The following is a 22,028-nucleotide window of genomic DNA, read 5'->3' on the forward strand; positions in this document are numbered from 1 at the left end:
GGTCACGTTCGACGTGGGCGATATCGTCCCGGGTCTGGGTGCAGCCGGTTCTTGAGTAGCGCCGCGCCGCAGGTGATCCGCTGGTGCGGGCGCTTGACCAGGATGTCGAGTTTCCCCGGCGCCGGCGGCGCGGTGGAGCGGTAGCGGCCCCCACTGGGGGCGACGAAATCGGCGGTGTGCACGCCGTCGACCTCGCCGGTGCTGACCTGCCAGCCCGGAGCCTCCTTGTCGTAATTGCACCGCGCACAGTCCCCCAGGGCGTTGACCGCGCTGGTCGCCCCACCCCGGTGATGCGGGTCGGCGTGGTCGTGGTGGCGGATCGGGGCATCGCAATACGGCGTGCGGCACCGCTGATCACGCAGATCGATGAACCTCGCCAAGGCCTTCGGGAAACACCGCGACCGCGACTCCATCGCCACCAACGCCCCCGACACCGGCCGCGCATAGAGCCGGCGCAACGCCGCCACCCCCGCACCCGCGGCATCAGCCACCATCTGCCGCGCGATCGACGCCGGGACCGGCCCATAGCCCTGCAGGTGCGCCGGCTCGCCATCCCCACCCAGCAGCGCCCGATCCGACATCACCAGATCCACGGTCACCGGCACCGGTGTCGCTGCGCTGCGACCGGTCACCCGCTCATAGAGGGTGTCGGCCATCACCTGCCCGCGGCTGCGCTCATCGAAAGTGGTGTCGGCCGCATTCTTGAGCGCGGCGTACACCGCAACCCCCTGGGCCATCGGCAGCAGCGCGCTCACGTACGCCATCACATCGGGGGCGGGCCGGATCGTCACCGTCCGCTCGGTGACCGCCTTCGCGGCGCGGTCGACCACCGCCTGCGCATCCAACCGGTAGGCGATCTTCTTCGCCTCGGCCTCGATCCGGCCGTCACCCAGGCCCTCCAACGCAGCCAGATCGCCGCACATCTCGGCGTCCAACTGCTTGCGGTGCTCGACCGACAGGCACGCCGACTCCCGCACGATCAGCGTCGCCCGCCACTCGGTGAGCACCCCGCACTCCAACGCCGCCAGCGTGCACGGCATCTCATACACCAACGCCCGGGCGACACCCAGATGCCGCCCACCCTGATTCGGCGACGCCCGCCGGGCCAACGCGATCTCCCCGGCCAACCCCCGACCCCGCTTCGCCGCCGGCACCCCCTGGGCGGCTTCGCGCGCCCGCCGCATCGCATCGAGTTCAACGGCGACCCGGGCCTGCCCGGCGGCGCAGGCGGCCTTGGCCGTCTCCAACGCCGCCAACCGGGCATGCAGCCGGGCTTCGTCAGCCCCGAACGGCACCGCCGACAACTCTTCGAACATGTGTGCGATCATACCGGCGCCCACCGACACGCCCGTTGCATCACGACCGTGGAGCGGGCCCCACGCGGTGAATCCGAGCGACCCTCAGCGCGGACCCAGCGTCTTCTCGAACATGCACTGGAAGTCTTCGGGCGGACAGCCGTACTTCGTGGGGTCCGGGACGCCCGCGCACCCGGATCCGTCCGTTGTGGGGAACTGACCCTCGGGACACTGGCCGGGGGGCTGTGCGCTCGCGACCGGCGTGGCGAGCAGCCCGAAAGCCGCTATGCCCGCTGCCGCGGCGAGGACTGCCGGGATTCTCTTGCACACGGAAATTCTGTCTCGGTTCATGATCGATCCCACTCTTTGCTACCGGAACCCGCTGCCCCAGGATGCGAGAACGATAACCGCATGTTCACGCTGTTCTGACCGAGATTGGTGAGCGGCGATCGCGTTAGTTGCGTTTGCCATGATCGCCATCAGCCGATGTCAGTACGGACGACGACAGCCCTCAGCCCCGTCCCATCGCCAGGCGGTGACAGCGAGCCAGGCAGTCCAGCCGCGACTCTGCGGCGGCCAGGTCTTCGACCAGCGGTAATTCGTTGTTCGGGTCGAGGATCTGCAGCAGCCTCCGTACGGCCGGGCTGCCGACCAGGGCCCAGTCCACGTCGGACCGCGCACAGTGCACCCCGATGTAGTACAGGGCCCGGAAGCCTTGACAGCCGAAGAATTCGACATCGCTCAGGTCCAGGACGAGCTGGGTGGAGATGCCGGTGTGCCGCTCGACGAATCGGCCCAACGCCCGGCCGTTGGTGGCGTCGATCTCACCGTCGACGGTCACCACCACCCGGGCCGGCGAATGGCGACGCACCGCGAAGGCGGCCCGGCCAGTGAGTTCGACACCGTCATCAGGACTGCGCGGCTCGACCGCACAACGGTTGTCGGTAGTGCTCAGCATGGCGCACCTTCCACGCGGAACGGGGGGTCGCTTCGTTCTCGACCGGAAAGTACTACGGATTCCGCATCAGCGGCTAGAGATCGCCCGAATACTCAATATCGTTTCGGCCAAGATCGATTCGTGCATGCATTCATGATCAGAAGCTTAACCAGACTCAGCATTCGCCGGCCGGGCGACGGAATCCGCACCGCCGATGATCTCGCCCGCGGAGGCGTCCCAGTGGTCGAGGTTCACCACGGTCTCCAGCGGTCGCCTACGCACCGGGCCGTGCCTGCCCTTGGGCCACCCGACCACCACGTGCCCGGCCAGCAGCCAGCCCTCGGGCACCCCGACCGCCCCGCGCAGCAGCTGTTCACCGCCGTATGACGCCCAGCTGGTCGGGCAGGCGCCCAGCCCCTGCGCGCGCGCCGCGAGCAGGAAGTTCTGCATGGCCGGGAAGATCGAGCCACCCAGCAGCAGCTCCGACGCGGTCGGGTAGTGCTGCTGGGCGAACAGCACCGAGGTGAATTCGCCTGCCCGGTCGTGCAACTCGTAGAGCGCGCGATTGTCGCGGGCGCGCCGGCTGAGGTCGTCCGCTGCCGGGCGGGTGATCCCGTAGACCGGTTCGATGACGGCGAGCGCCTGCGCGGCGGCCTCGGCCACCACCGCCCGCTGCCGCTCCGACCGCAGCACCACGAACCGCCAGCCCTGGGCGTTGGCCCCTGAGGGCGCGCAGCGCGCGGCGTCCAGGCACCGGGTTAGCGTGGCGTCGTCCACCGGATCGGCGGTGAACCGCCGGATCGACCTGGCGGTCGACAGCACCTCCCAGACGTCACTGCTGGTGTCGGCCACGCATGCCTCCCCGAGTCTTGGCGACGAGGTCCGGCGAAGTCAGGCGTGGATGCGCCAGTCCGCGGCGTCGCGCTGCTGGCGCCAGAACTCCTCGAACCGGCCGCCGGCTGAAAGTAGTTCGTCGATACTGCCATCCTCGACGACGCGGCCGCCGTCCAGGAACAGCACGCGGTCGGCGTGGCGGATGCTGGCCAGCCGGTGCGCGACGATCACCTTGGTGCGCGGCCGTACATCGGCCGTGAGCGCGTCGACGATCGCCGCCTCGTTCTCGTTGTCCAGCGCGCTGGTGGCCTCGTCGACGAGCAGCACCGGCGACTTCTTGAGCAGCGCACGGGCGATGCTCACCCGCTGGCGCTCGCCACCGGACAGTGCGGTGCCCGCCTCGCCGACGCGGGTGGCATCGCCGTCGGGCAGCCGTCCGGTCAGTTCGTCGACCCGGGCCAGCGCCGTCGCGCGCGCCAGCTCGCCGGCGTCTGCGGCGGGATCACCGGCCAGCACGTTCTCCCGGATGGTGCCGTTGAACAGGTACGGCTGCTGGAACACCACACTCGCGGCGGCGCGACGGCTCTCGGCGTCAAGGCCTGCCGCGTCGACACCGTCGATCAGCACCCGACCCGACACCGGTTCGTGCAGTCCGGCGATCAGCGCCAGGATTGTGCTCTTGCCCGAACCCGACGGCCCGACGATCGCGGTGGTGGCGCCCGGCTCGAGCGTGAAGCTGACGCCGTCGAGCACGGGGGTGTCCCCGTAGCCGAAGGTGACGTCGGAGAACGTGATCCGGGGCGGCGCCGATGATTCGGGCAGCGTGCCGGTGCCCGTCCGCAGCGTCGGCGCCGTGATCACCGCGCGGATGTGGTCGAGGGTGGCGCGGATCGTCTCGAGTGCGGGCGCCAGCTCGCTCAGCGTGGTGAACGGCTCCAGGTAGCGGGCGATGACGACGATCAGCGCGACGGCCTCCGGCACCGAGAGCGCACCGTTCACGGTCATCACGGTGGTCACGCCTGCCAGCAGGATGAGCGCCAGCTGACTGGCGATGCTGAACAGCAGCTGCCCGGGCACCTGCATGAGCAGCAGCCGCATGGTCGCCCCGTGCTGGGTGGCCAGCGCCTCGCCGACGTGGCTGCGGGCGGGCTCGACGCGGCGCGCGGCGCGCAACGCCTGTTGGGTGCGGGCGAACTCGATGAGCCGTTCGGTCAGCGCGCTGTTGGACTCCCCGGCCACCCGGTCGGCCTGCCGGCTCAGCCGGCCCGAGGCGCCCATCGCCGCCAGCAGCACCACCACTCCGGCCAGCGCAGCGGCGCCGAGCTGCCACGGCGCGACCGCGAACAGTGCCAGCGCGACCGACAGCGGCAGCAGCACCGCGTTGAGCAGCGGGGTCAGCAGGTTGACGACGAGGCCCACCAGGTCCGGCCCGGTCGCCGCGATGGCCTGCCGTGCGGTGGCGGTGTTCTCGGCGTCGAACCAGTCCAGCCGCACCGCGGGCAGCCGGTCGGCGACGTCGTGCTGGGTGCGGTCGAGGACGGCGAAACCCAGGTCGAAACCGATCCGCGCGGTCGCGCCGTCCACCGCCCAGCCCACCAGGGTCGCCAGGGTCAGCCAGCCGAGCCACGGCAGCGCGTCCGCCGGGGTGTCGCCGAACAGCGCGGCGATCAGCGGCACCAGCAGCACCGCGGCGACGGCCCGCAGAATCACCGATATCAGCGCGAGTGCCGCATAGAGCGCCACCCTTGGCGTGCGGTCGACCGGGATGAGCCGGATCAGGGTCGGGATCATCGCGTCGCCTCCTGCGCGCTCGCCACGGCGCCCTCGCCGGGCCGGGCGGTGTCCCAGAGCCGCCGGTAGAGACCGTCGGCGGCCAGCAGCTCGTCGTGGGTGCCGCGTTCGGCGATGCGGCCGTCGTCGAGGACGACGATCTGGTCGGCGCCGGTGACGGTGTGCAGCCGGTGGGCGATCACCAGCACGGTGCGGTCACTGGTCAGCCGGTTGAGCGCCTGCTGCACCAGGTACTCCGACTCGGGGTCGGCGAACGCGGTGGCCTCGTCGAGGATCAGCACCGGGGTGTCGGCGACGATCGCCCTGGCGATGGTGAGCCGCTGCCGCTCACCGCCGGACAACCCGCTGGCGGCGCCGAGCACGGTGTCGTAGCCGTCCGGCAGCCGCAGCACCCGGTCATGGATCTGGGCCTGCTCGGCCGCCGCGTGCACCCGCTCCGGCGGTGAGTCCGGCTCGGCCAGCGCGATGTTCTCGGCGACGGTGCCGTGCACCAGCTGGGTCTCCTGCAACACGAAGCCCACCCGCCGGTACAGCTCGTCGGCGCTCAGCGACCGGACGTCCCTGCCGTCGACCAGTATCGCGCCGTCGGCGACGTCGTGGAAGCGTGCCAGCAGCGCGGCCAGCGTCGACTTGCCCGAGCCCGACGGCCCGACCAGCGCGGTGACCGTGCCCGGCCGCAGCGTCAGCGAGACGTCCTTGATCACCGGCACCCCGGGGCGGTAGCCGAAGGTGACGCGGTCGAATTCGACGATGCCGCTCCGGTTGTCGTCATGCGGGGCGGCGTCGTCGCGCACGTCGAGTTCGGGCTCGTCGAGCGTGTTCTGCAGCCGCCGCGCGGCGAGCACGCCGGTCCGGATGCCGCCCAGCCCGTAGGCGATGTTGAGCAGCCGGGAACCGAAGGTGGTGCCCAGCAACAGGAACGGCAGCAGATTCACCGGGTCCATCGACCCCGCGACGACGAGCAGCGTGCCGGTGACGGCGATCAGCCACAGGAACGTCGCGGGCCGGGTCGCGATGTCCATCGTCGTCTTCTTGCCGACGAAGGGCCGCTGCCAGTCGTTGAGGAACGCGATGTACTCGTCGAGCCGGGCACGGAAGCTCGACGCCGCGGCGCCACCGAACACCCGCACCACCGGCTGACCCTCGAGGTAGGCGCCGGCCTCGCCGTTCATCCGCTCCACCCACTTGGCCGACTGCGGGATCTTCGGTCCGGACTGCACCGTCATCGTCGACGTCAGCACCATCCACACCAGCACCGGGACGAACAGCACCAGCGCGATCCGCCAGTCGACGACGAACAGGTAGACCAGCACGGCGACCGGCGCCACCGCCGCGGCGACCGCATCCGGAATGGCGTGCGTGACAAGGTAATGCAGGGCCAGGGTGTCGTCCTGCACCAGCTGCTTGATGGAGCCGGAGCCGCGGGCGGTGAACCAGCCCAGCGGGAGCCGGGCCATCTTGGTCAGCAGCCGGCCGCGCAGCTCGCGCGCGAACCGGGCGTCGAGCGCGTGCAGCCACAGGGTCAGCGCGGCGCCGAGCACGGTGCCGACGCCCAGCAGTGTCAGCGCGGTAAACGCCAGTGTCCACAAACGGGATTCGTCGGCGCCGGTCAGCAGCAGCCGGGCGAGTTCGACCAGCAGCACGAAGGGCGCCAGCTGGACGAGCGTGATCACCGCCTGCAGCACCCCGGAGACGATCAGCGGTGTCTTCAGTGGCGCCAGCAGCCTGCCCGCCGCCTGCGAACGCCAGCTGCCCTGTGGCGCCGCGGGAACGGGTGTCGGGGCCTCGGCCGCCGGCGCTGCTGTCACGGCGGGCGCGGCGGTCTGCTGCTCGTCGCCACCGCGTTGCCTGCCCATCGCCTTGCCCGCGTTCCAGTACGCCTGGGCGTGGATCTCGGACTTGGGAAAACCGAACTCCTTCAGCCGGTTCCGCACATGCTTGAGGGTGTTGGCCTCGGGCGTCGCCCAGGCGTACCAGTTCGACCAGTCACGGATCTCGAGGGCCTCGGCGAGTGACTTCTCGTCGCGGCGGGCCACCCGGTGCAGGCGTAGCCGCGGGTGCTCGGTGATCGGGATCAGCGGGTCGTGTTCGTCGTGCTGCTCGAGGTACAGCTCGATGGGCACCTCGGTGTCGATCGCGCCGATGATGCCGTTGATGCCGGGGATCGAGGCCGCGTCGCCGATCAGCAGGTAGCCCGCGGGCGGTTCCTCGGGCAGATCGAAGCGCGTCGACCCCATCAGCGCCATCACCTCGATGGTCGCGCCGGGTTGCACGGTCTTCGCCCACGTCGACGCGGGACCCGCCGGTTCGTGCAGCACGACGTCGACGGCGAAACGGCCGCTGTCGGCGTCGGCCTCCGACAGCGTGTAGCCGCGCTGGAACTCCGAATCGGACCCCTCAGGGTCGGGGAACCAGAACCGCAGCCACGCCGCGGGTTCGGGCACCACGTCTTCGAAGACGGTCGGCGACTCCATCCGGATGCGCATGAAGTGCGGTGCGATCCGTTCGGTCCCGATCACCGTCGCGGTGTGGTCGCGCGCGCCGAACCCCTTCATCATGGCGCCCTGGAAACCGCGTGCCATCAGGTGTCCTCTCCCGCGGCACGTCGCCACGCCATCGTCGGCCGAGCATTCGGGTGGGCGGAGTCCGGTCCGGGCGTTCCACACCAGCCGGTTCGCGCAAAGCTGTCACCACAAACTAAGGGTCCCCTAACCGGCAGTCAACACGTCCGTCGGCAATCGACCGATAATGAAAAAGCCGTCGACGGCGATAGGGACAATGGGTGAGCGGCCGGGGGCGCGGACAGTTCGGACGGAAGATGACGCGGAGATGACGGCGTCGAAGCGAGTGGGTCCCGGGGACCATTACTACTGGCTGACGGCGATCCTGGCGGCGCGCGGAGCGCAGGTGCGCACCTGTCGCGTCATCGCGGGCTCCGTCGTCGTCGCCGGTGCGTTGCCGCTGGCGCTCACGGGAAGTTCGATCGGGCCGCAGACCGGTCGCGACCGGGTGATCGCCGCCGCCGTGGCGGTGACGTGCCTGGTCGTCGGACTGTTGTGGCTGCGCCGCCGCTGGCCGAGTCGCACCGAATCGGCGGCCAGCGTCGTCATCGGCACGGTGGCGGTCACTGCGGGGTGCCTGATCCAGCCGGTTCCGCTGGTGGGGCTGCTCGGGGCGACGAACTTCGCGATCATCGCGGCCTACGTCGCGTTCTTCCACTCGCTGCGACTGCTGTTCCTGGTGTGGACGGGCATGGCGGCCACGCTGCTGACGCTCGCCCTGCGGATGACCGCCGACGCCACGCTGGCGGTCGTCGGCGCGGCGCTGGTGGTGACGGTCAACGTGGTGGTGGTCTACACCTGCCGGACCGCCAGCCGGCTGATCGTCGACGACATCGACCAGGACGAGATCGAGCCGCTCACCGGCCTGCTGAATCGCGACGCATTCGGGCTGCGGGCGGCAACGCTGCTGGCGTCGCGCAGCCGCGACGACGACCGCTACTTCGTGATCGTCGTCGTCAGCATCGACAGCTTCTCGCTCCGGGTCGACGTCGGCGGCGTGCACGTCGGCGACCAGGTTCGGGTCGCCGTCGGCCAGACGATGCGCGAGAACGTCCGGCAGAACGCGGTGGTCGCCCACATGCTGACCGGCGAGGCCGACGCCGAGTTCCTGATCGCCGACACGTTCACCACCGCCGATGCGTCGCCGCTGGTGGAGCGGCTGCGCGGAGCGATCACCACCACCCCGTCAGGCCTGACGGCGAGCATCGGGGTGGTCAGCACACCGCTGCGGCCCTTGACGCGGCATCCACCCGACGAGGTGCTCGACGAGGTGATCGGCATTGCCTGCGCGGCCATGCGGCAGGCACGCGTCGACGGCGGCAATCAGGCCCGGTATGTGCGCAACCCACCGCTGCGGGTGCTGGGCGAGCCGAACGCGCGCGACTGAGGCGACGCGCTCAGACAGTGTCCTCGCACATCAGCGCCGCGTTGATCCGCCTGCAGTTCTCGGCCATGGCCGCGGTCTGCGGCCGGGACAGCTGCTGCAGGTAATGCTCACGGATCGCCTCGCCGTAGGTGAGCATCGCCTCCTCGAGCAGGGCAGTGCCCTTCTCGGTGATGGTGGCCAGCACGCTACGGCCGTCCTTCTCGCTGGGCATCCGCTTGGCAAGGCCCTTGTCCTCGAGCCGGCCCACCTGGCGGCTGATCCGGCTGGCCGACACCACGAGCGCGTCGGCGAGGTCCCCCATCCTCGCCGAGCCGGTGTCGGACTTCTGCAGCCGCTGCAGCAGCCGCAGGTCGGACAGCCCCACCTGGTGCGCGTCGGACAGCACCCGGTTGAGCCGGGCCGTCAGCCGAAGCGACGCGTCGAGGAAGTTCTGCCACGAACGCAGCTCCCCGATGTCGAGTCCCGGCACCTCGCTGGCGGTGCGTCCGCCGATGGTCCGCTGTTCAAGCGGTCGCGGCCCCCCAAACTGGCCGATCAGGCTCGGCCGGTGCTCCCCGCCGATCCGACGCTCCTCCGTCTGCTGGATCATGCTTTCCCCTCCCCCTTCGTGACGCGACTGTCTATTCGCCGCGCCGCACGTGTCCCTTGTCGCCAAGTCTCGACGCGCAACGGGGGTGAAGGAATCGGGGGTTTCCCTAACGTTGACACCCGCACCCTGTGACCCCTGCGACAGACGGTGCCGGCACCACCCGGATCGTCCTGCTGCAGCCGGGCGCCGGGACGGCGGTACGGCGAGCAACCGGGCGAAATCGACGCCGGCGTCAACGCACAGCAACGTCGGCATACGTAGCTCACCCGGGCCCCTGGCGACCTCAACGCGGGAAGTTGCCGCGGCGAGAGGGTCACGGCTCGTATGCTGTGCGAGTGCTCAACAGCCTGCATGCAAGCGCCCCGCGATGAAGGTGCAACCGGCCGCGTTCCTGCGCACCACGCTCCCGCTCGGGCTGGATCAGCTCGGCGCGTACGACTCCGGCCGGTACCACTCGATCTGGATTCCCGACCACATGGTCAGCTTCTGGCCGGACGCGATCTGGACACCGGAATTCACCGACCTGGCGACCGCCTCGCCGTCGCCCCACCAGAATCTGGACGCCATGGCCGTCGCCGCCGCGGCGGCCGTGCTCACCGAGCGCACCCCGCTGGCCACCAGCGTCGTCGACACGGTGCGCAGGCACCCGGCGCTGCTCGCCCAGACGGCGCTCACCCTCGACCACCTCTCGAACGGCCGCTTCATCCTCGGCCTCGGATCCGGTGAACTCGAGAACATCGTGCCCTACGGCTTCGACTTCGCCCGTCCCGTCAGCCGTCTCGAGGAGTCGATCCGGGTGATCAGACTGCTGTGGGACAGCGAGGGCCCCGTCGACTTCCGCGGCGAGTTCTACCGCCTCGACCACGCCCGCCTCGATACCGCCCACGTCGACGGCCGCTGTCCGCCGCTGTGGATCGGCGCCGCCAGACCCCGCATGCTCGAACTCACCGGCCGGTACGCCGACGGCTGGTGGCCGATGGGCGCCTACACGCCCGAGGACTACGCCGCCAAGCTCGCCGCCGTGCGGTCCGCCGCCGACCGCGCCGGACGCGACCCGATGGCGATCGTGCCCGCGCTGACGCAGATCTGCCTGATCGGTGACGACGACGAGATCGCCGAGATGCTGCGCGCGCCGTTGGTGAAGTCGATCCTGCTGCTGCTGACCGCGGCGGATCTGCGAGCCTTCGGACACCGGCATCCGATGGGCGAGAACTGGCGCGGGGTACAGGATTTCGATCCGGTGAAGCTGTCGCGGGAGAACCTCCTGCGGTTCTGCGACGAGGTGGACACCCAGGCCATCCGGGACATCTTCCCGTGCGGCAGCCCGCGTGAGGTGGCTCAGCGGCTCAAGGACTTCGCCGACGCAGGCATGCGGGTGTTCAAGCTGATGGAGTACGGCGGCATGGCCGGGCTGGCCTACAGCGCCGCCTCGGCGGGCAAGGTCCGCGAGACCGAGGACATGCTGCTCGCGCTGCTCGACGCTGCCCCGGCGGCGCCCGCACCGATCACCCTGTCGGACAACGCACTCGACGCGGAGGAACTGCTCGGCGCGGCGTGCCGGGACACCGGTCTGACCGACTGGGGCGACGACACCCTGCCCGCGCGGTTCGCCGTGGCCGTGGACCACCTCAACGCCGCGGGCCTCGACGACGCCGGACGGCGGCAGGCCACCGAGGTGTGCCGGTGGCTGCTCACGTCGCGACTGGAGTTCTTCGAGGACCGCCAACGCCATCCGATCGCCGACGAGGTGATCGACCGACCGCTGTTCGTCACCGGCGAACCCCGCTCCGGCACGACGCTGATGCACGCGCTGATGTCGGTGGATCCTGCCGCCCGCGCGCTGAGGTTCTGGGAGGTGATGTACCCGTCGCCGCCGCCGGGACTCGCCGGCCCCGACGATCCCCGCCGGGCCCGCGCCGACGAGGACTGGCGGGAGATCAACGCCAAGCTGCCCAAGTGGCTGCACAGCCATCCGTACAACGACATGCTCGGCGACGGACTGCCCGAGGACGAGCGGACGTGGGCGTTCGACTTCCGGGTGATGACACCGACGGCCTGGTGGCGGGTGCCGATGAAGACACTCGCGGCCGGGCTTCCCACCGACGCGGCAGCGCAGTACCGCATCCACCGCGCCATGCTGCAGCAGCTTCAGTACGGCGGGCCGCCGCAGCAGTGGGTGTGCAAGGGCTTCCACGGCTTCCGGCTCGCCGAGTTCTTCGACGCCTATCCCGATGCCCGGCTGGTCTGGCTGCACCGCGACCCGGTGCAGGTGGCGGCGTCGCGCACGATGATGATGGCCGACATCGCCGACGGGCTCGTCGGCCCGGTGGATCTCGCCGCCGAGGCGAAGTTCCACCTGGAGATGACGCGGGCGAGCATCGCCAACACCATGACCAACCCGCTCGCCGCCGATCCGCGCATCCACCACGTCCGCTATGTGGACTTCGTCGCCGACCCCGTCGCCACCGTTCGCGACTGCTACGGGTTCGCCGGCCGCGAGCTGTCCGCCGAGGCCGAAGCGGCGATGCGTGACTACCTGGCGACGAACAAGGGCGACCGGCACGGCAAGTTCCGGTACTCCACCACGGTGCTCACCGACATCGGCGAGGACCTCGAGGCGCTGCACGAGGAGTTCCGCCCGTTCCGGGAACGCTTCGGGGTGCCCATCGAAAAGCGTTCCTAGCCGTGCATTCCCGCGTCAGCCTGCACCAGGTGGCCTTCCTCGGCCAGCCGACCGAGGTGTTCGTCGAGCACTGCCGGTCCATGGAAATCCAGCACATGACACTGGTCAGCCAGGCGTTCCCGCTGTCCGCCGAGGCCTGGCGCGCGGTGCGCCGCGGCGGGCCGCGGGTCACCACGGTGAACCACGTCTTCGCCGTCCATCCGGACATCGAACGCGACAGTGGCGAGGCGGGCCGGCGGCTGCTGGAGGTCGTCGACGTCGCCGCGGAACTCGGCGCCGAGCGGCTGTATCTGCTGACCGGCGGCCGCGGCGGGCTGACGTGGGAGCGGGCCGCCGACCGGCTCACCGATCTGCTCGGCGCGGGCCGGGAGGCCGCCGAAGCCGCGGGGGTCCGGCTGCTGGTGGAGAACGCCTCGCCGTTCAACGCCGACATCCACATGGCCCACACGCTGTCCGACACGATCGCGCTGGCCGAGCGCGCGGACATCGGGGTGTGTGTCGACCTGCACGCCTGCTGGATGGAGGCGGGGCTGCGCGGGCTCATCGAGCGCGCCGCGCCGCACACCGGACTGGTGCAGGTCAGCGACTACGTGCTCGGTGACCGGAGCGCACCGTGCCGGGCGGTGCCCGGTGACGGGACCATCGACCTGCTGCGGATCCTGGGCGACGTGCTGGCGGCTGGCTACGGCGGTGTCTTCGACATCGAACTGGTGGGACCGCGCATCGACGCCGAGGGCGCCGCGCCGGCCACCGCACGTGCGGCGCGCCACCTGTCCGATCTGTTGACGCGCCTGGGAGCCTGAACATCGTGGCCTTCCGCGACGGACCCGCCGACGATGCACTCGATCAGGCGTGGCGCGACTTCTGCGATCGACTGAAAGACGCAGGGGCGCAGGCGTTCAAGGATGTCAACCCGGGAACGCCGGTGCAGCGCGCCGACGCCTTCCGCTTCCTCACCCAGAACCTCGGGCAGGCCTTCGACCTTGCGCTGGAGACCCGCGACCCGGCGTACCCGCAGCTGCACCCGTTCTGCACGCCGACCCGCAAGCTCGGCGGCGACGTCGCCGACTTCACCTACCGGCAGGCCTGGATCGACGGCGCCCACACCTACCGGCTCACCGGCGCCCGCGGCACCGCGCGGTGGCTGAACATCACGGTGCAGGGACCGCGGCCGGACACCATCCCCGGCACCGAGTGGCCGTCGCTGCACGAACCCTTCGGCGACATCCCGGAGGCCAACCTGTTCGGCCACCAGATCGTCACCGACGCCGACGGTCGATTCGAGGTGTACGTGGGCGGGCCGCAACGCCCGCAGAACTGGTTGCCGACCACCGCAGGCAGCCGGAAGCTGTTCGTGCGCGAGGCGTTCGACGCCTGGTACGAGACACCGACGACGCTGACGATCGAACGGGTGGGCATGACCGGCCCGCCGGCACCGCCGTCGGCCGACCGGATGGTCGAGGCGTTCGGCTGGGCCGCCGACTTCCTCACCGGCGCGATGCGCGACTGGCCCGAGCATTCGTGGCGGTACTCCGGTGGCGTGTGTGACCCGTTGCAACTCAACCGGTTTCCTGCCGACCGGTCCGCGGACTCCGACGCCGACGCCAAGCGCGGCCGGGTCGCCGCGCACATGGTGTGGCGGCTGGCGCCCGACGAGGCGCTGATCGTGGAGATGGACGCCCACGACGGATTCTGGGTGTTCGGTATGGGCGGCGTGTTCGGCTCGAGCATGGACTTCCTGCACCGACCGGTCAGCTACACCCCGGCCCGTACGGCGGTCGACGCCGACGGAGTGGTGCGGCTGGTGCTGTCGCACGACGACCCGCTGGTGCACAACTGGCTTGACACACAGGGCTTCTCGGACGGAAACCTCACCTACCGCAATCTGGCCGGCCGACACGCCGCGGTGTTCCGCACCCGGCTGGTGCCGCGGGCAGACCTACTCGACGCACTGCCGCCCGGTACCGCGATGGTGACGCCGGAGCAGCGCACCGCCCAGCTGCAGGACCGCTACCGCAGCGTGAAGCTGCGCTACGGCATCTGAGGCTCAGACGGGCAGCGTGGTGTTGGTCTCCTGCTCGGCGAACTCGAACACCCTTCTGGCCGAGGCATAGTCACAGGCGGCCTCGCTGCGGCCGATCAGGACGGGCCCACCCGTCAGACCCATCCGACCCGCCACCCCGACGTAGCTGCCCGGCGGGATGGGCTCGCTGATGCAGTAGAGCGTCGGTGCCGCGCCGGCGTCGATGTCGTTGGCCAGCCGGTCGGCCACCCCCTTGACCACCTTGTGCGCCACCGCCATCAGCGGCTTGTCCGACACCTGGGAGATGTTCGACGCCACCCAGCCCGGATCGGTCAGCTGGCTGACCACCGGCGACTTCGCCGCCCGTAGCCGCCGGTCCAGTTCAAGGCCCCACAGCATCACGGCCATCTTCGAGCGGGCGTAGGCGCCCATCACGGTCCACTTGTTGGTGCGCAGATGCATGTCGTCGAGGCGCAGGGTCGCATTGCGGTGCGCATTCGACCCGACGGTGATGATCTGCGACGTCACCCGGTCGAACAGCAGGTTCGTCAGTGCGAACGGCCCGAGCAGGTTGGTGCCGATCGTTCCCTCGAAGCCGTCGACGGTGTCGGTTCGGGCCTGGGTGAGGGCCCCGGCGTTGTTGATCAGGATGTCGATCTCGCCGTCGAGGTCGGCGCAGAACGCCCGCACCGAAGCCTGGTCGGCGAGGTCCACCTTGCGGACCTCGGTGGAGCCGCCGATCTCCGCGGCGCGCTGCGCGCCGAGTTCGGTGTTGCGGACCGCCATGATGACGTGCGCCCCCGCCGCGGCCAGCGCCCGTGCGGTGCCCAGGCCCACCCCGTTGGTGGCTCCGGTGACGACGATGCGTTTGCCGGTCAGGTTGCCGAGTCGGCTCGGCGCCCACGGTGTGGTCACGGTGTGAGGGTAGCCCGGTGCGGCACCGCGCCGGACCGGCCCCGGCCGTTGACACCGATGTTCACTGCTGGTTAATTGACTAGAGCCAGTAGTACGGCTGGCCATGACGGCCTCCGTGGCCGGATTGCGGGGTCGCCCTTGCGCCAGAACGCCGTTCGCGCACCGTTCACCACGGGGCATTCCGCATGACCGACAGCGCACGCGAAATCGAGAACCTGATCTACTCCTATGCCGAGCGAATCGACGCCGGCGATCTCGGCGCGGTCGCCGACCTGTTCGCGCACGGCCGGATCTGCGGGGTGGAGAACGGCCCGCCGGAGACGGTGTTCGAGGGCGCGGTCCGGGTGCGGCAGATGTACGACATGGCGACCCGGCTCCACGACGACGGCACCCCGAAGACCCACCACCACACCACGAACGTGCGGATCGAGGTCGACGAGGCCGCGGGCAGCGCCGCGGCCCGGTCGTACTACCTGGTCACGCAGGCCACACCCGACCTGCCGCTGCAGGTCATCGTCACCGGTCGCTATCACGACACGTTCCACCGGGTGGACGGGCGCTGGTGGTTCGACTCCCGCACCATGTTCGTCGACCAGGTCGGCGACATGAGTCACCACCTCAAGTGGTGACCGGCACCGCGCAGACCGCCGCGTTCGACGTCGCGGCGGTGATGTCCGCCGCCCAGCAGAAGGAGGGCCTGCAGGACTGGGGCCCGGTGCCGTTCGCCGAGCCGCTGGCCGTCCTGCTCGACGACTACGCGGCCGCCGAGCTCAACGACATCGGCGTGCACATCCTGCGCGCGGGCATCGTGCACAGCCTGCGGATGCGGCTGCGCGCCCAGGAGTGGATCCGCAGATATCCGGAGATCCTCGACGAGGTGATCGCCGCCCCGATCGTGGTGGTCGGCATGATGCGCAGCGGCACCACGCTGCTGCAGCGGCTGCTGGCCGCCGATCCCCGTCTGCACTGCGCCTACGGCTGGGAGGTGGTCGAGGTGGCGCCGCGGCTCGACCACGACTGGTCGGGGACCGACCCGCGGATCGCCATCAGCGAAACGCGCGAGGCCAGGTCGCGCGAGCTCGCGCCGGACCTGTTCGCGATCCACCCGATGTACGCGCGCGAACCGGAGGAGGAGATCGACTTCCTGTCCGACGCGTTCCTGTCCCACGTGCCCGAGTCCGGTGCGCACGTGCCGCGGTACCGGTCCTGGATCGACACGCAGGACTTCGCGCCGGCGTACGAGTACCTGCACCGCATGCTGCAGTTCCTGCAGTGGCAGAAACGGCACGCCGGGCCGGCCGGCCGGCGTTGGGTGCTCAAATCGCCTGCCCACCTGGGTTACCTCGACGCCCTGCGGGCACGGTTCCCCGATCTGCACGTGGTGCACATGCACCGCGATCCCCGCGAGACCGTCGCCTCCGGCGCCAGCCTCAACGCGACACTGCACGCGATGCACGCCGACACCGTCGACCGGCACCGCGTCGGGGCACAGTGGTTGCAGCGGATGGGCTGGACCACCGACCGGGCCATGGCCGTGCGCACGCAGTGGCCCGGCGCCCTGGTCACCGACATCGCCTACGCCGACGCGGTCGCCGACCCGATCGGAGCGGTCACGCGGGTGTACGAGGCCATCGGCCTGGCATTCACCGCCGAGGCCGAGGCGGCGATGCGCCGGTGGCTCGTCGAGCGGCCGCGCGCGCCGCAGCGCCCGGCCTATGCGCTGCAGGACTACGGCCTCACCGGGGCCGAGGTCGACGACCGCTTCGCGGCCTACAAATCCCGCTTCCGACACCCGAGGACCTGATGACCGACCACCCCGTCGCCACCGCCGCGCAGCACGAGCACGAACTGGCCGCCCTGGAGCTCACCGAACACCCGACCGTGCGCGCCGCCTACACCTCGGTCGCGGAGAACTGGCTGTCCCGCGCCAAGCCGTCGGACGCCATGCGGGAGCGCTTCGACGCCGCGTTCGCCGAGGTGATGTTCTCCGCGGCGGTGTGGTCGTCCAATCAGGACCCGCTGCGGCCCAAGGTCACCTGCATCACCCGGCTGGCGCACCCGGTGGCCGGACGTACCATCCCCGGAACACGCTGGGGCATCGACAATCCCGACAGCGTGTACCGGGTGATCCCGATCAGCGGCGACGAACGCTACGAGATCCGCGGACGCGTCGGCGAACACCGGATGACCGAGAACTACTTCACGCTGTGGGACGCGAACATGGGCACCGTCGACGTGCTCAACGGCCGCACCATGGAGGTGGAGTCCGACGGGTCGTTCGCCATCACCGTGGACTCCGAACCCGCGAACGGCAGACCCAACCACGTGCGCTCCACGCCGGAGGCGCACGAGTTCTACATCCGCGACGTGCTGCTCGACTGGGGCCGCGACGACCCGAACCATCTCACGGTCGAGCGCCTCGGCGGGCCGCCCGCGGGGCCGGCTCGCACCGTCGACGAACAGGCCGAGGCCACCGCGGCGATGATGGCGCACTTCGCGAACTTCACCGGCAAGCTCAGCCACGGCGTGTACAAGATGCCGGCCAACCACTTCGACCTGGCGTGGTCGGCGGACCGGGCGGGTGCGATGCGCAATCAGGTCTACGTGATGGGCCGGTTCGACCTGCGACCCGACGAGGCGTTCGTGGTGGACGTCGTCGACGGCGGCGCGGAGTACTTCACCGTGCCGCTGAGCAACATCTGGGGTACCACGCTCGAGATCGTGGACCGCACAGGCAGTCTCAACAAGGCGCAGTCGCATCCGGGCGACGGCGGCGGCTACACCTACGTCATCTCCGCCACCGATCCGGGCACCCGCAACTGGATCGACACCGACGGCCTGCACGAGGGCATCCTGACGCTGCGGATGGCCGAGTTCGGACCGGACGGCCCGCGCGAGGACCTGGGCGCGCGCGGCCGGGTGGTCAAGCTCGACGACCTGGACGCCGAGGTGCCGGGACTGGACCGGGTGACACCGCAGGAACGCGCCGGCGAACTGGCGGCACGGCGGGCGGCGTATCTGCGGCGTCTGCCGGAAGGGACGGTCTGACATGGCGCGCTGGCTCATCACCGGGTGCTCGACCGGTATCGGACGCGAGATCGCCCGCGTCGCACTGGAGGACGGCCACAGCGTGGTGGTGACGGCGCGGCGCGCAGAGGCGGTCGGGGACTTCGCCGAGACCTTCGGTGAGCGCGCCGTGCCGGTAGCCCTGGACGTGACGGACAAGGGTCAGGTCGCCGCCGCGGTGGCCGCCGCCGACGATGCGTTCGGCGGGGTCGACGTGCTGGTGAACAACGCCGGCTACGGCTACATGTCCGCCGTCGAGGAGGGCGACGACGCCGAGGTGCGGAAGTTGTTCGATACCAACTACTTCGGCGCGGTCGACATGATCAAGGCGGTGCTGCCGCAGATGCGGGCCCGCCGCGGCGGTCACATCGTCAACATCTCGTCGATGACCGGGCTGGTGGCCAACCCGCCCAATGCGTACTACTCGTCGACCAAGTTCGCCCTCGAGGCGCTCACCGAGGCGCTGGCCGCCGAGGTCAAGCCACTGGGCATCAAGGTGTGCGCGGTCGAGCCGGGCGCTTTCCGCACCGACTGGGCGGCCCGGTCGATGAAGGAGTCCGCCACTCCCGTCGACGATTACGCCGAACACGTCGGCGCACGCAAGACGCTGATCAAGCAGTTCGCCAACGACCTGCCCGGTGACCCGCGCAAGGTCGCCGAGGCGGTGCTGATGCTCACCACCCTCGACGATCCGCCGCTGCGGCTGCTGCTCGGCCGCGACGTGCTCAAGGCCACCCGCGACAAGCTGGCCGCGATGTCGGCTTCGATCGAGGAGTGGAAGCCCGTGACGAAGGATGTGAACTTCCCTGATGGCTGAGCTGGGCCTGGACGGCCGGGTCGCTCTCGTCACCGGCGCGGCGCGGGGGCTGGGCCGCGCGTACGCGGTCGCGCTGGCGGCCGCGGGCGCCGACGTCATCGCGCTCGACGCCTGCGCGGAGTTCGACTCGACCGACTACCCCGGGTCGACACCTGGCGACCTCGCCGCGACGGTCGGTGAGGTCGAGGCACAGGGCAGGCGAATCCTCGCCCGGCAGGCCGACGTTCGCGACGGCGGCGCCGTCCGCGCGGTGGTCGACGAGGGCGTGGGCCTGTTCGGCCGCCTGGACATCGTCATCGCGAACGCCGGCATCATCCGGCTGACCTCCGGCGAGGACCGCGAGCGGATCTTCCGTGACGTCGTCGACGTCAACCTGGTGGGGGTGTGGAACACGGTCGAGGCCGCCATCCCCGCCCTGCTCGCCGGTGGCCGGGGCGGCTCGGTGGTGCTGGCCTCTTCGACGGCGGGCATCAAGGCGTCCGGCACCGACCGGCCCGGCCTGCAGGCCTACTCGGCGTCCAAGCGCGCCCTGGTCGCGTTGATGCAGGGCTGGGCGAGTCAGCTTGCACCGCAGTCGATCCGGGTCAACACCATTCACCCCAGCGGCGTGGCCACCGACATGATCCTCAACGAGACCACGATGGCGCTCTTCGAGGCGGCCGACCCATGGCTGCTGAGCCAGCAGAATGCGCTGCCCATCCCGTTGCTGCAACCGGCCGACGTGGCCGGTGCGGTGGCATGGCTGGTGTCCGACGCGGCGGCGTTCATCACCGGCACCGAGTGGAAGCTGGACGCGGGCTTCCTGACGCGCTGACTACGGGCGACGCGACAACCGGTCGAGCGCCCTCAGGAAGACGCGGCGGTCGGCGTCGGGCAGTTGGCCGAGCAGGCGTTCCTCGCCCTGCTGGATCTCGTCCTGCGCGGCGTCCTTGACCGTGCGGCCGGACTCGGTGATCGCCAGCATCCGCGCGCGGCGGTCGGCCGGATCGGGCCTGCGTTCGATGTGGCCCTGCGCCTGCAGTTCGTCGAGGGTCGCGATGATCCGGGTCTTGTCCGCCCCGATGGCCTCGGCGAGGGCCGCCTGGGTGCGTATCGGCGACTCGTCGAGGGTGACCAGCACGCTGTAGCCCCACATGGAGAGGCCGTGTGCCTCCAGCACCGGACGCTCGGCCGCGATCGCGTCGCGCACCAGCGGCGCCAGCATCGCCGCGAGGTCGCGCCGCCTCGACCGTCCCGCCACGGCGCGAGTATAGGCATTGTCATATCGTACGCATGCGCATACGATCTGCACATGCTTACCAATACCGATCTCCGTCCCCTGCACCGCCGCGCCGTGCTCGCCTCCGTCGACGTGGTCGCCGCGATCACCCCCGACCATCTCGATCTGCCCACCCCGTGCGGCGACTGGACGCTGCACCACCTGCTCGCGCACATGACGGTCCAGCACCGCGGTTTCGCCGCGGCGGCGCGAGGTGCCGCGGCGGACCTGCAGGTCTGGGATCCCGACCGCGTTGCCGCCGCCGTCGCCGCCGACCCGGTGGGGACCTACACCGAAGCGGCCGAGGACCTGCTCGCGGCGTTCGGCGCCGACGGTGTGCTCGGCGCGTCGTTCACCCTGCCCGAATTCGGGCCCGACGCGGTGTTCCCCGGGCCGGTGGCGATCGCCATGCACTTCGTCGACTACGCGGTGCACGGCTGGGACGTGGCGCGCAGCCTGGGCCGGCCCTTCGCACTCGACGACGACGTGGTGGCCGCGGCGTTGTCCGTCGCGCGGATCGTGCCCGACGACGAGTCGCGCGCCGCTGCCGGGGCGCCGTTCGGTCCGGCGGACCACGCCGGCGACGGCGCCACCGACCTCGACCTGCTGGTCGCCCACCTCGGCCGGTCACCGCGCTGGCCGAACTGACCCGGGCACGCGAAAACCCCGGCGACCGTGGCCGCCGGGGCTGTACTTCGCGTGGATCAGTTGCTGATGCCCACGATCTCCTTGGCGATGTCGGCGACGCGCGTCTGCGCGGCGGACACGACGCTCGACCGGTTCTTGTGGGCCTCCTCGTAGTGGATGATCGCCCGGATGTCGGCGGCGTCCTCGAGGTCCTTGACCGCGGCCACGGCCTGGCTCACGTTGAGGTCCTCGTAGTCCGCGATCGGCAGTTCGGACGCGTCCAGCACACCGGTGGCCGACCGGGCGGAGTGCAGCGCGTCGGCCGCGTCGTCGGCGCCTTCCTGGCGGGTGACCCGCTCGGCGGCGTTCAGCGCGGCGTCGCGCGAGGCGCTGATCGTCTTGGCCGCGATCTCACCGGCGTTGACGCCCCGGTTGCGCAGCTCGTTGAGCGCCGGCGGCACCGAGCGCACGGAATCCAGCGCGCGGTCGATACCGCGGGTGGTCCAGGTCACCGGCACGTTGACCAGCTTGACGGTCGCACCGGCGAACGCCTGAACCGGCGTGCGACGCAGTGCGGCGGGTCCGCCCAGCGCGTCCTCGGCGAGAACGGTGGTGAGCCAGTCGACGGTCGCCGCGTGCGCGGTGATCAGCCGGGTGGCCAGGTTCTCGACGTCCTTGTTGCGGGCCGCGACGGCCAGCGCCTTCGTGTAGCGGGCCCGGTCGAGCAACTGGTGCTCGAGCGCCAGGTCGCCCAGCAGCGCCTCGTCGAACGGCTGCGCCTGCTCGGTGAGCGCCTTGACGGCAGCCGCGGCACGACCCAGGAACGGGCCGATCACGTCGGGGAAGCCGCCGAGGTCGCGGATGGTCTGCTCGATGGCCTCGGCACGGTCACGCCCGTTCGACGCGTTCTGGGTGAGCTCAGTGCGGACGGCCTCGGTACGGGCCTGTGCGACCCGGGTCTCGGCCACCTGGATCTCGGTGGACGTGAGGTCGAGCAGCGTGCGCAACTGCGCGAGCAAGGTGGTGGTCTCTGCGGTAGTCATATGGTTAGCCCCTTTGGCGTTGACGGTGTTTCTGTCGGCGCCGTTTGCACCTGTCCAATGGGCTACCCGGTGTTGCGGGAGCGTTAAAACCAGCCGCGGTGTTGCATATGTCACTATTTCGCCGACATCCGCGTCGCCGCTTGTCAGAGGTCGAAAGCTGTTGTAGTCGAGCGACGAATTCATCCGCCGGAGAGCTGCGGTT

19 protein-coding genes and 1 pseudogene are annotated in these 22,028 nt (G+C 70.5%); 11 read left to right on the forward strand and 9 right to left on the reverse strand.

Annotated elements, in window-relative coordinates:
- Positions 1-2: 2 nt before the first annotated feature.
- From ACPCHZ_RS22590 to ACPCHZ_RS22610, 5 genes are all read right to left on the reverse strand, one after another.
- Positions 3-1,316, reverse strand: a complete 1,314-nt coding sequence (locus ACPCHZ_RS22590) for an HNH endonuclease (protein WP_423486790.1) — start codon at positions 1,314-1,316, stop codon at positions 3-5.
- 490 nt (positions 1,317-1,806) lie between these two features.
- Positions 1,807-2,253: an STAS domain-containing protein gene (locus ACPCHZ_RS22595; protein WP_423486791.1), complete on the reverse strand. Its 447-nt coding sequence runs from the start codon at positions 2,251-2,253 to the stop codon at positions 1,807-1,809.
- 144 nt (positions 2,254-2,397) lie between these two features.
- A complete protein-coding gene (locus ACPCHZ_RS22600) occupies positions 2,398-3,054 on the reverse strand; it encodes a nitroreductase family protein (RefSeq protein ID WP_423486906.1) in 657 nt (218 codons plus the stop codon).
- A 69-nt stretch (positions 3,055-3,123) separates the two neighbouring features.
- Complete coding sequence (locus ACPCHZ_RS22605; RefSeq protein ID WP_423486792.1) at positions 3,124-4,857, reverse strand: ABC transporter ATP-binding protein; 1,734 nt, start codon at positions 4,855-4,857, stop codon at positions 3,124-3,126.
- Positions 4,854-7,439, reverse strand: a complete 2,586-nt coding sequence (locus tag ACPCHZ_RS22610) for an ABC transporter ATP-binding protein/permease (protein ID WP_423486793.1) — start codon at positions 7,437-7,439, stop codon at positions 4,854-4,856. Before ACPCHZ_RS22610 ends, ACPCHZ_RS22605 begins: the two co-directional genes overlap by 4 nt.
- Before the next feature lie 247 nt (positions 7,440-7,686).
- On the opposite strand from ACPCHZ_RS22610, the gene ACPCHZ_RS22615 reads away from it, so the two are divergent.
- A complete protein-coding gene (locus tag ACPCHZ_RS22615) occupies positions 7,687-8,805 on the forward strand; it encodes a diguanylate cyclase (RefSeq protein ID WP_423486794.1) in 1,119 nt (372 codons plus the stop codon).
- Between the two features lie 10 nt (positions 8,806-8,815).
- Here the strand turns inward: ACPCHZ_RS22615 and ACPCHZ_RS22620 are convergent, their stop codons facing one another.
- On the reverse strand, positions 8,816-9,394 hold the full coding sequence (locus ACPCHZ_RS22620; protein ID WP_364982280.1) for a MarR family winged helix-turn-helix transcriptional regulator: 579 nt from the start codon (positions 9,392-9,394) through the stop codon (positions 8,816-8,818).
- 367 nt (positions 9,395-9,761) lie between these two features.
- Between ACPCHZ_RS22620 and ACPCHZ_RS22625 the strand changes: the two are divergent.
- The 4 genes and pseudogenes from ACPCHZ_RS22625 to ACPCHZ_RS22640 form a co-directional block, all read left to right on the forward strand.
- A pseudogene (locus ACPCHZ_RS22625) lies at positions 9,762-10,868 on the forward strand (LLM class flavin-dependent oxidoreductase); the annotation flags it as partial.
- A gap of 36 nt (positions 10,869-10,904) precedes the next feature.
- On the forward strand, positions 10,905-12,077 hold the full coding sequence (locus tag ACPCHZ_RS22630; protein WP_423486907.1) for a sulfotransferase family protein: 1,173 nt from the start codon (positions 10,905-10,907) through the stop codon (positions 12,075-12,077).
- A 2-nt stretch (positions 12,078-12,079) separates the two neighbouring features.
- Entirely contained in the window at positions 12,080-12,880 is an 801-nt protein-coding gene (locus ACPCHZ_RS22635; RefSeq protein WP_423486795.1) for a sugar phosphate isomerase/epimerase family protein, read from the forward strand.
- A gap of 5 nt (positions 12,881-12,885) precedes the next feature.
- Positions 12,886-14,121, forward strand: a complete 1,236-nt coding sequence (locus ACPCHZ_RS22640; protein WP_423486796.1) for a DUF1214 domain-containing protein — start codon at positions 12,886-12,888, stop codon at positions 14,119-14,121.
- A 3-nt stretch (positions 14,122-14,124) separates the two neighbouring features.
- On the opposite strand, the gene ACPCHZ_RS22645 is transcribed toward ACPCHZ_RS22640, so the two are convergent.
- Positions 14,125-15,015, reverse strand: coding sequence for an SDR family NAD(P)-dependent oxidoreductase (locus ACPCHZ_RS22645; protein ID WP_423486797.1), 891 nt, complete (start codon positions 15,013-15,015; stop codon positions 14,125-14,127).
- Between the two features lie 185 nt (positions 15,016-15,200).
- On the opposite strand from ACPCHZ_RS22645, the gene ACPCHZ_RS22650 reads away from it, so the two are divergent.
- Genes ACPCHZ_RS22650 through ACPCHZ_RS22670 form a run of 5 tightly spaced genes read left to right on the forward strand, consistent with a single transcriptional unit; the run spans position 15,201 to position 19,712 of the window.
- The gene (locus ACPCHZ_RS22650) at positions 15,201-15,644 is read left to right on the forward strand and encodes a nuclear transport factor 2 family protein (protein WP_423486798.1); all 444 of its coding nucleotides are present in this window, start codon (positions 15,201-15,203) and stop codon (positions 15,642-15,644) included.
- Between the two features lie 41 nt (positions 15,645-15,685).
- Entirely contained in the window at positions 15,686-16,819 is a 1,134-nt protein-coding gene (locus tag ACPCHZ_RS22655) for a sulfotransferase family protein (protein WP_423486908.1), read from the forward strand.
- Positions 16,819-18,063: a hypothetical protein gene (locus ACPCHZ_RS22660; protein ID WP_423486799.1), complete on the forward strand. Its 1,245-nt coding sequence runs from the start codon at positions 16,819-16,821 to the stop codon at positions 18,061-18,063. Before ACPCHZ_RS22655 ends, ACPCHZ_RS22660 begins: the two co-directional genes overlap by 1 nt.
- A gap of 1 nt (position 18,064) precedes the next feature.
- Positions 18,065-18,898 (forward strand): oxidoreductase, encoded by an 834-nt coding sequence (locus tag ACPCHZ_RS22665; protein WP_423486800.1) that lies wholly within the window; start codon positions 18,065-18,067, stop codon positions 18,896-18,898.
- Positions 18,891-19,712 carry a mycofactocin-coupled SDR family oxidoreductase gene (locus tag ACPCHZ_RS22670; protein WP_423486801.1) on the forward strand — a complete coding sequence of 274 codons (822 nt, stop codon included), beginning with the start codon at positions 18,891-18,893 and terminating at the stop codon, positions 19,710-19,712. The genes ACPCHZ_RS22665 and ACPCHZ_RS22670 overlap by 8 nt, the downstream gene beginning before the upstream one ends.
- Here ACPCHZ_RS22670 and ACPCHZ_RS22675 read toward each other — a convergent pair whose 3' ends face one another.
- Positions 19,713-20,102: a MarR family winged helix-turn-helix transcriptional regulator gene (locus ACPCHZ_RS22675; RefSeq protein WP_423486909.1), complete on the reverse strand. Its 390-nt coding sequence runs from the start codon at positions 20,100-20,102 to the stop codon at positions 19,713-19,715.
- Positions 20,103-20,189: 87 nt separating this feature from the next.
- Here ACPCHZ_RS22675 and ACPCHZ_RS22680 point away from each other — a divergent pair, with 87 nt between their 5' ends.
- Positions 20,190-20,804, forward strand: a complete 615-nt coding sequence (locus ACPCHZ_RS22680; RefSeq protein ID WP_423486802.1) for a TIGR03086 family metal-binding protein — start codon at positions 20,190-20,192, stop codon at positions 20,802-20,804.
- A 56-nt stretch (positions 20,805-20,860) separates the two neighbouring features.
- On the opposite strand, the gene ACPCHZ_RS22685 is transcribed toward ACPCHZ_RS22680, so the two are convergent.
- On the reverse strand, positions 20,861-21,826 hold the full coding sequence (locus ACPCHZ_RS22685; protein WP_423486803.1) for a ferritin-like domain-containing protein: 966 nt from the start codon (positions 21,824-21,826) through the stop codon (positions 20,861-20,863).
- Positions 21,827-22,028: the final 202 nt, after the last annotated feature.

This window comes from Mycobacterium sp. NPDC050041, from assembly GCF_049541695.1.
Classification (GTDB): Bacteria; Actinomycetota; Actinomycetes; order Mycobacteriales; family Mycobacteriaceae; genus Mycobacterium.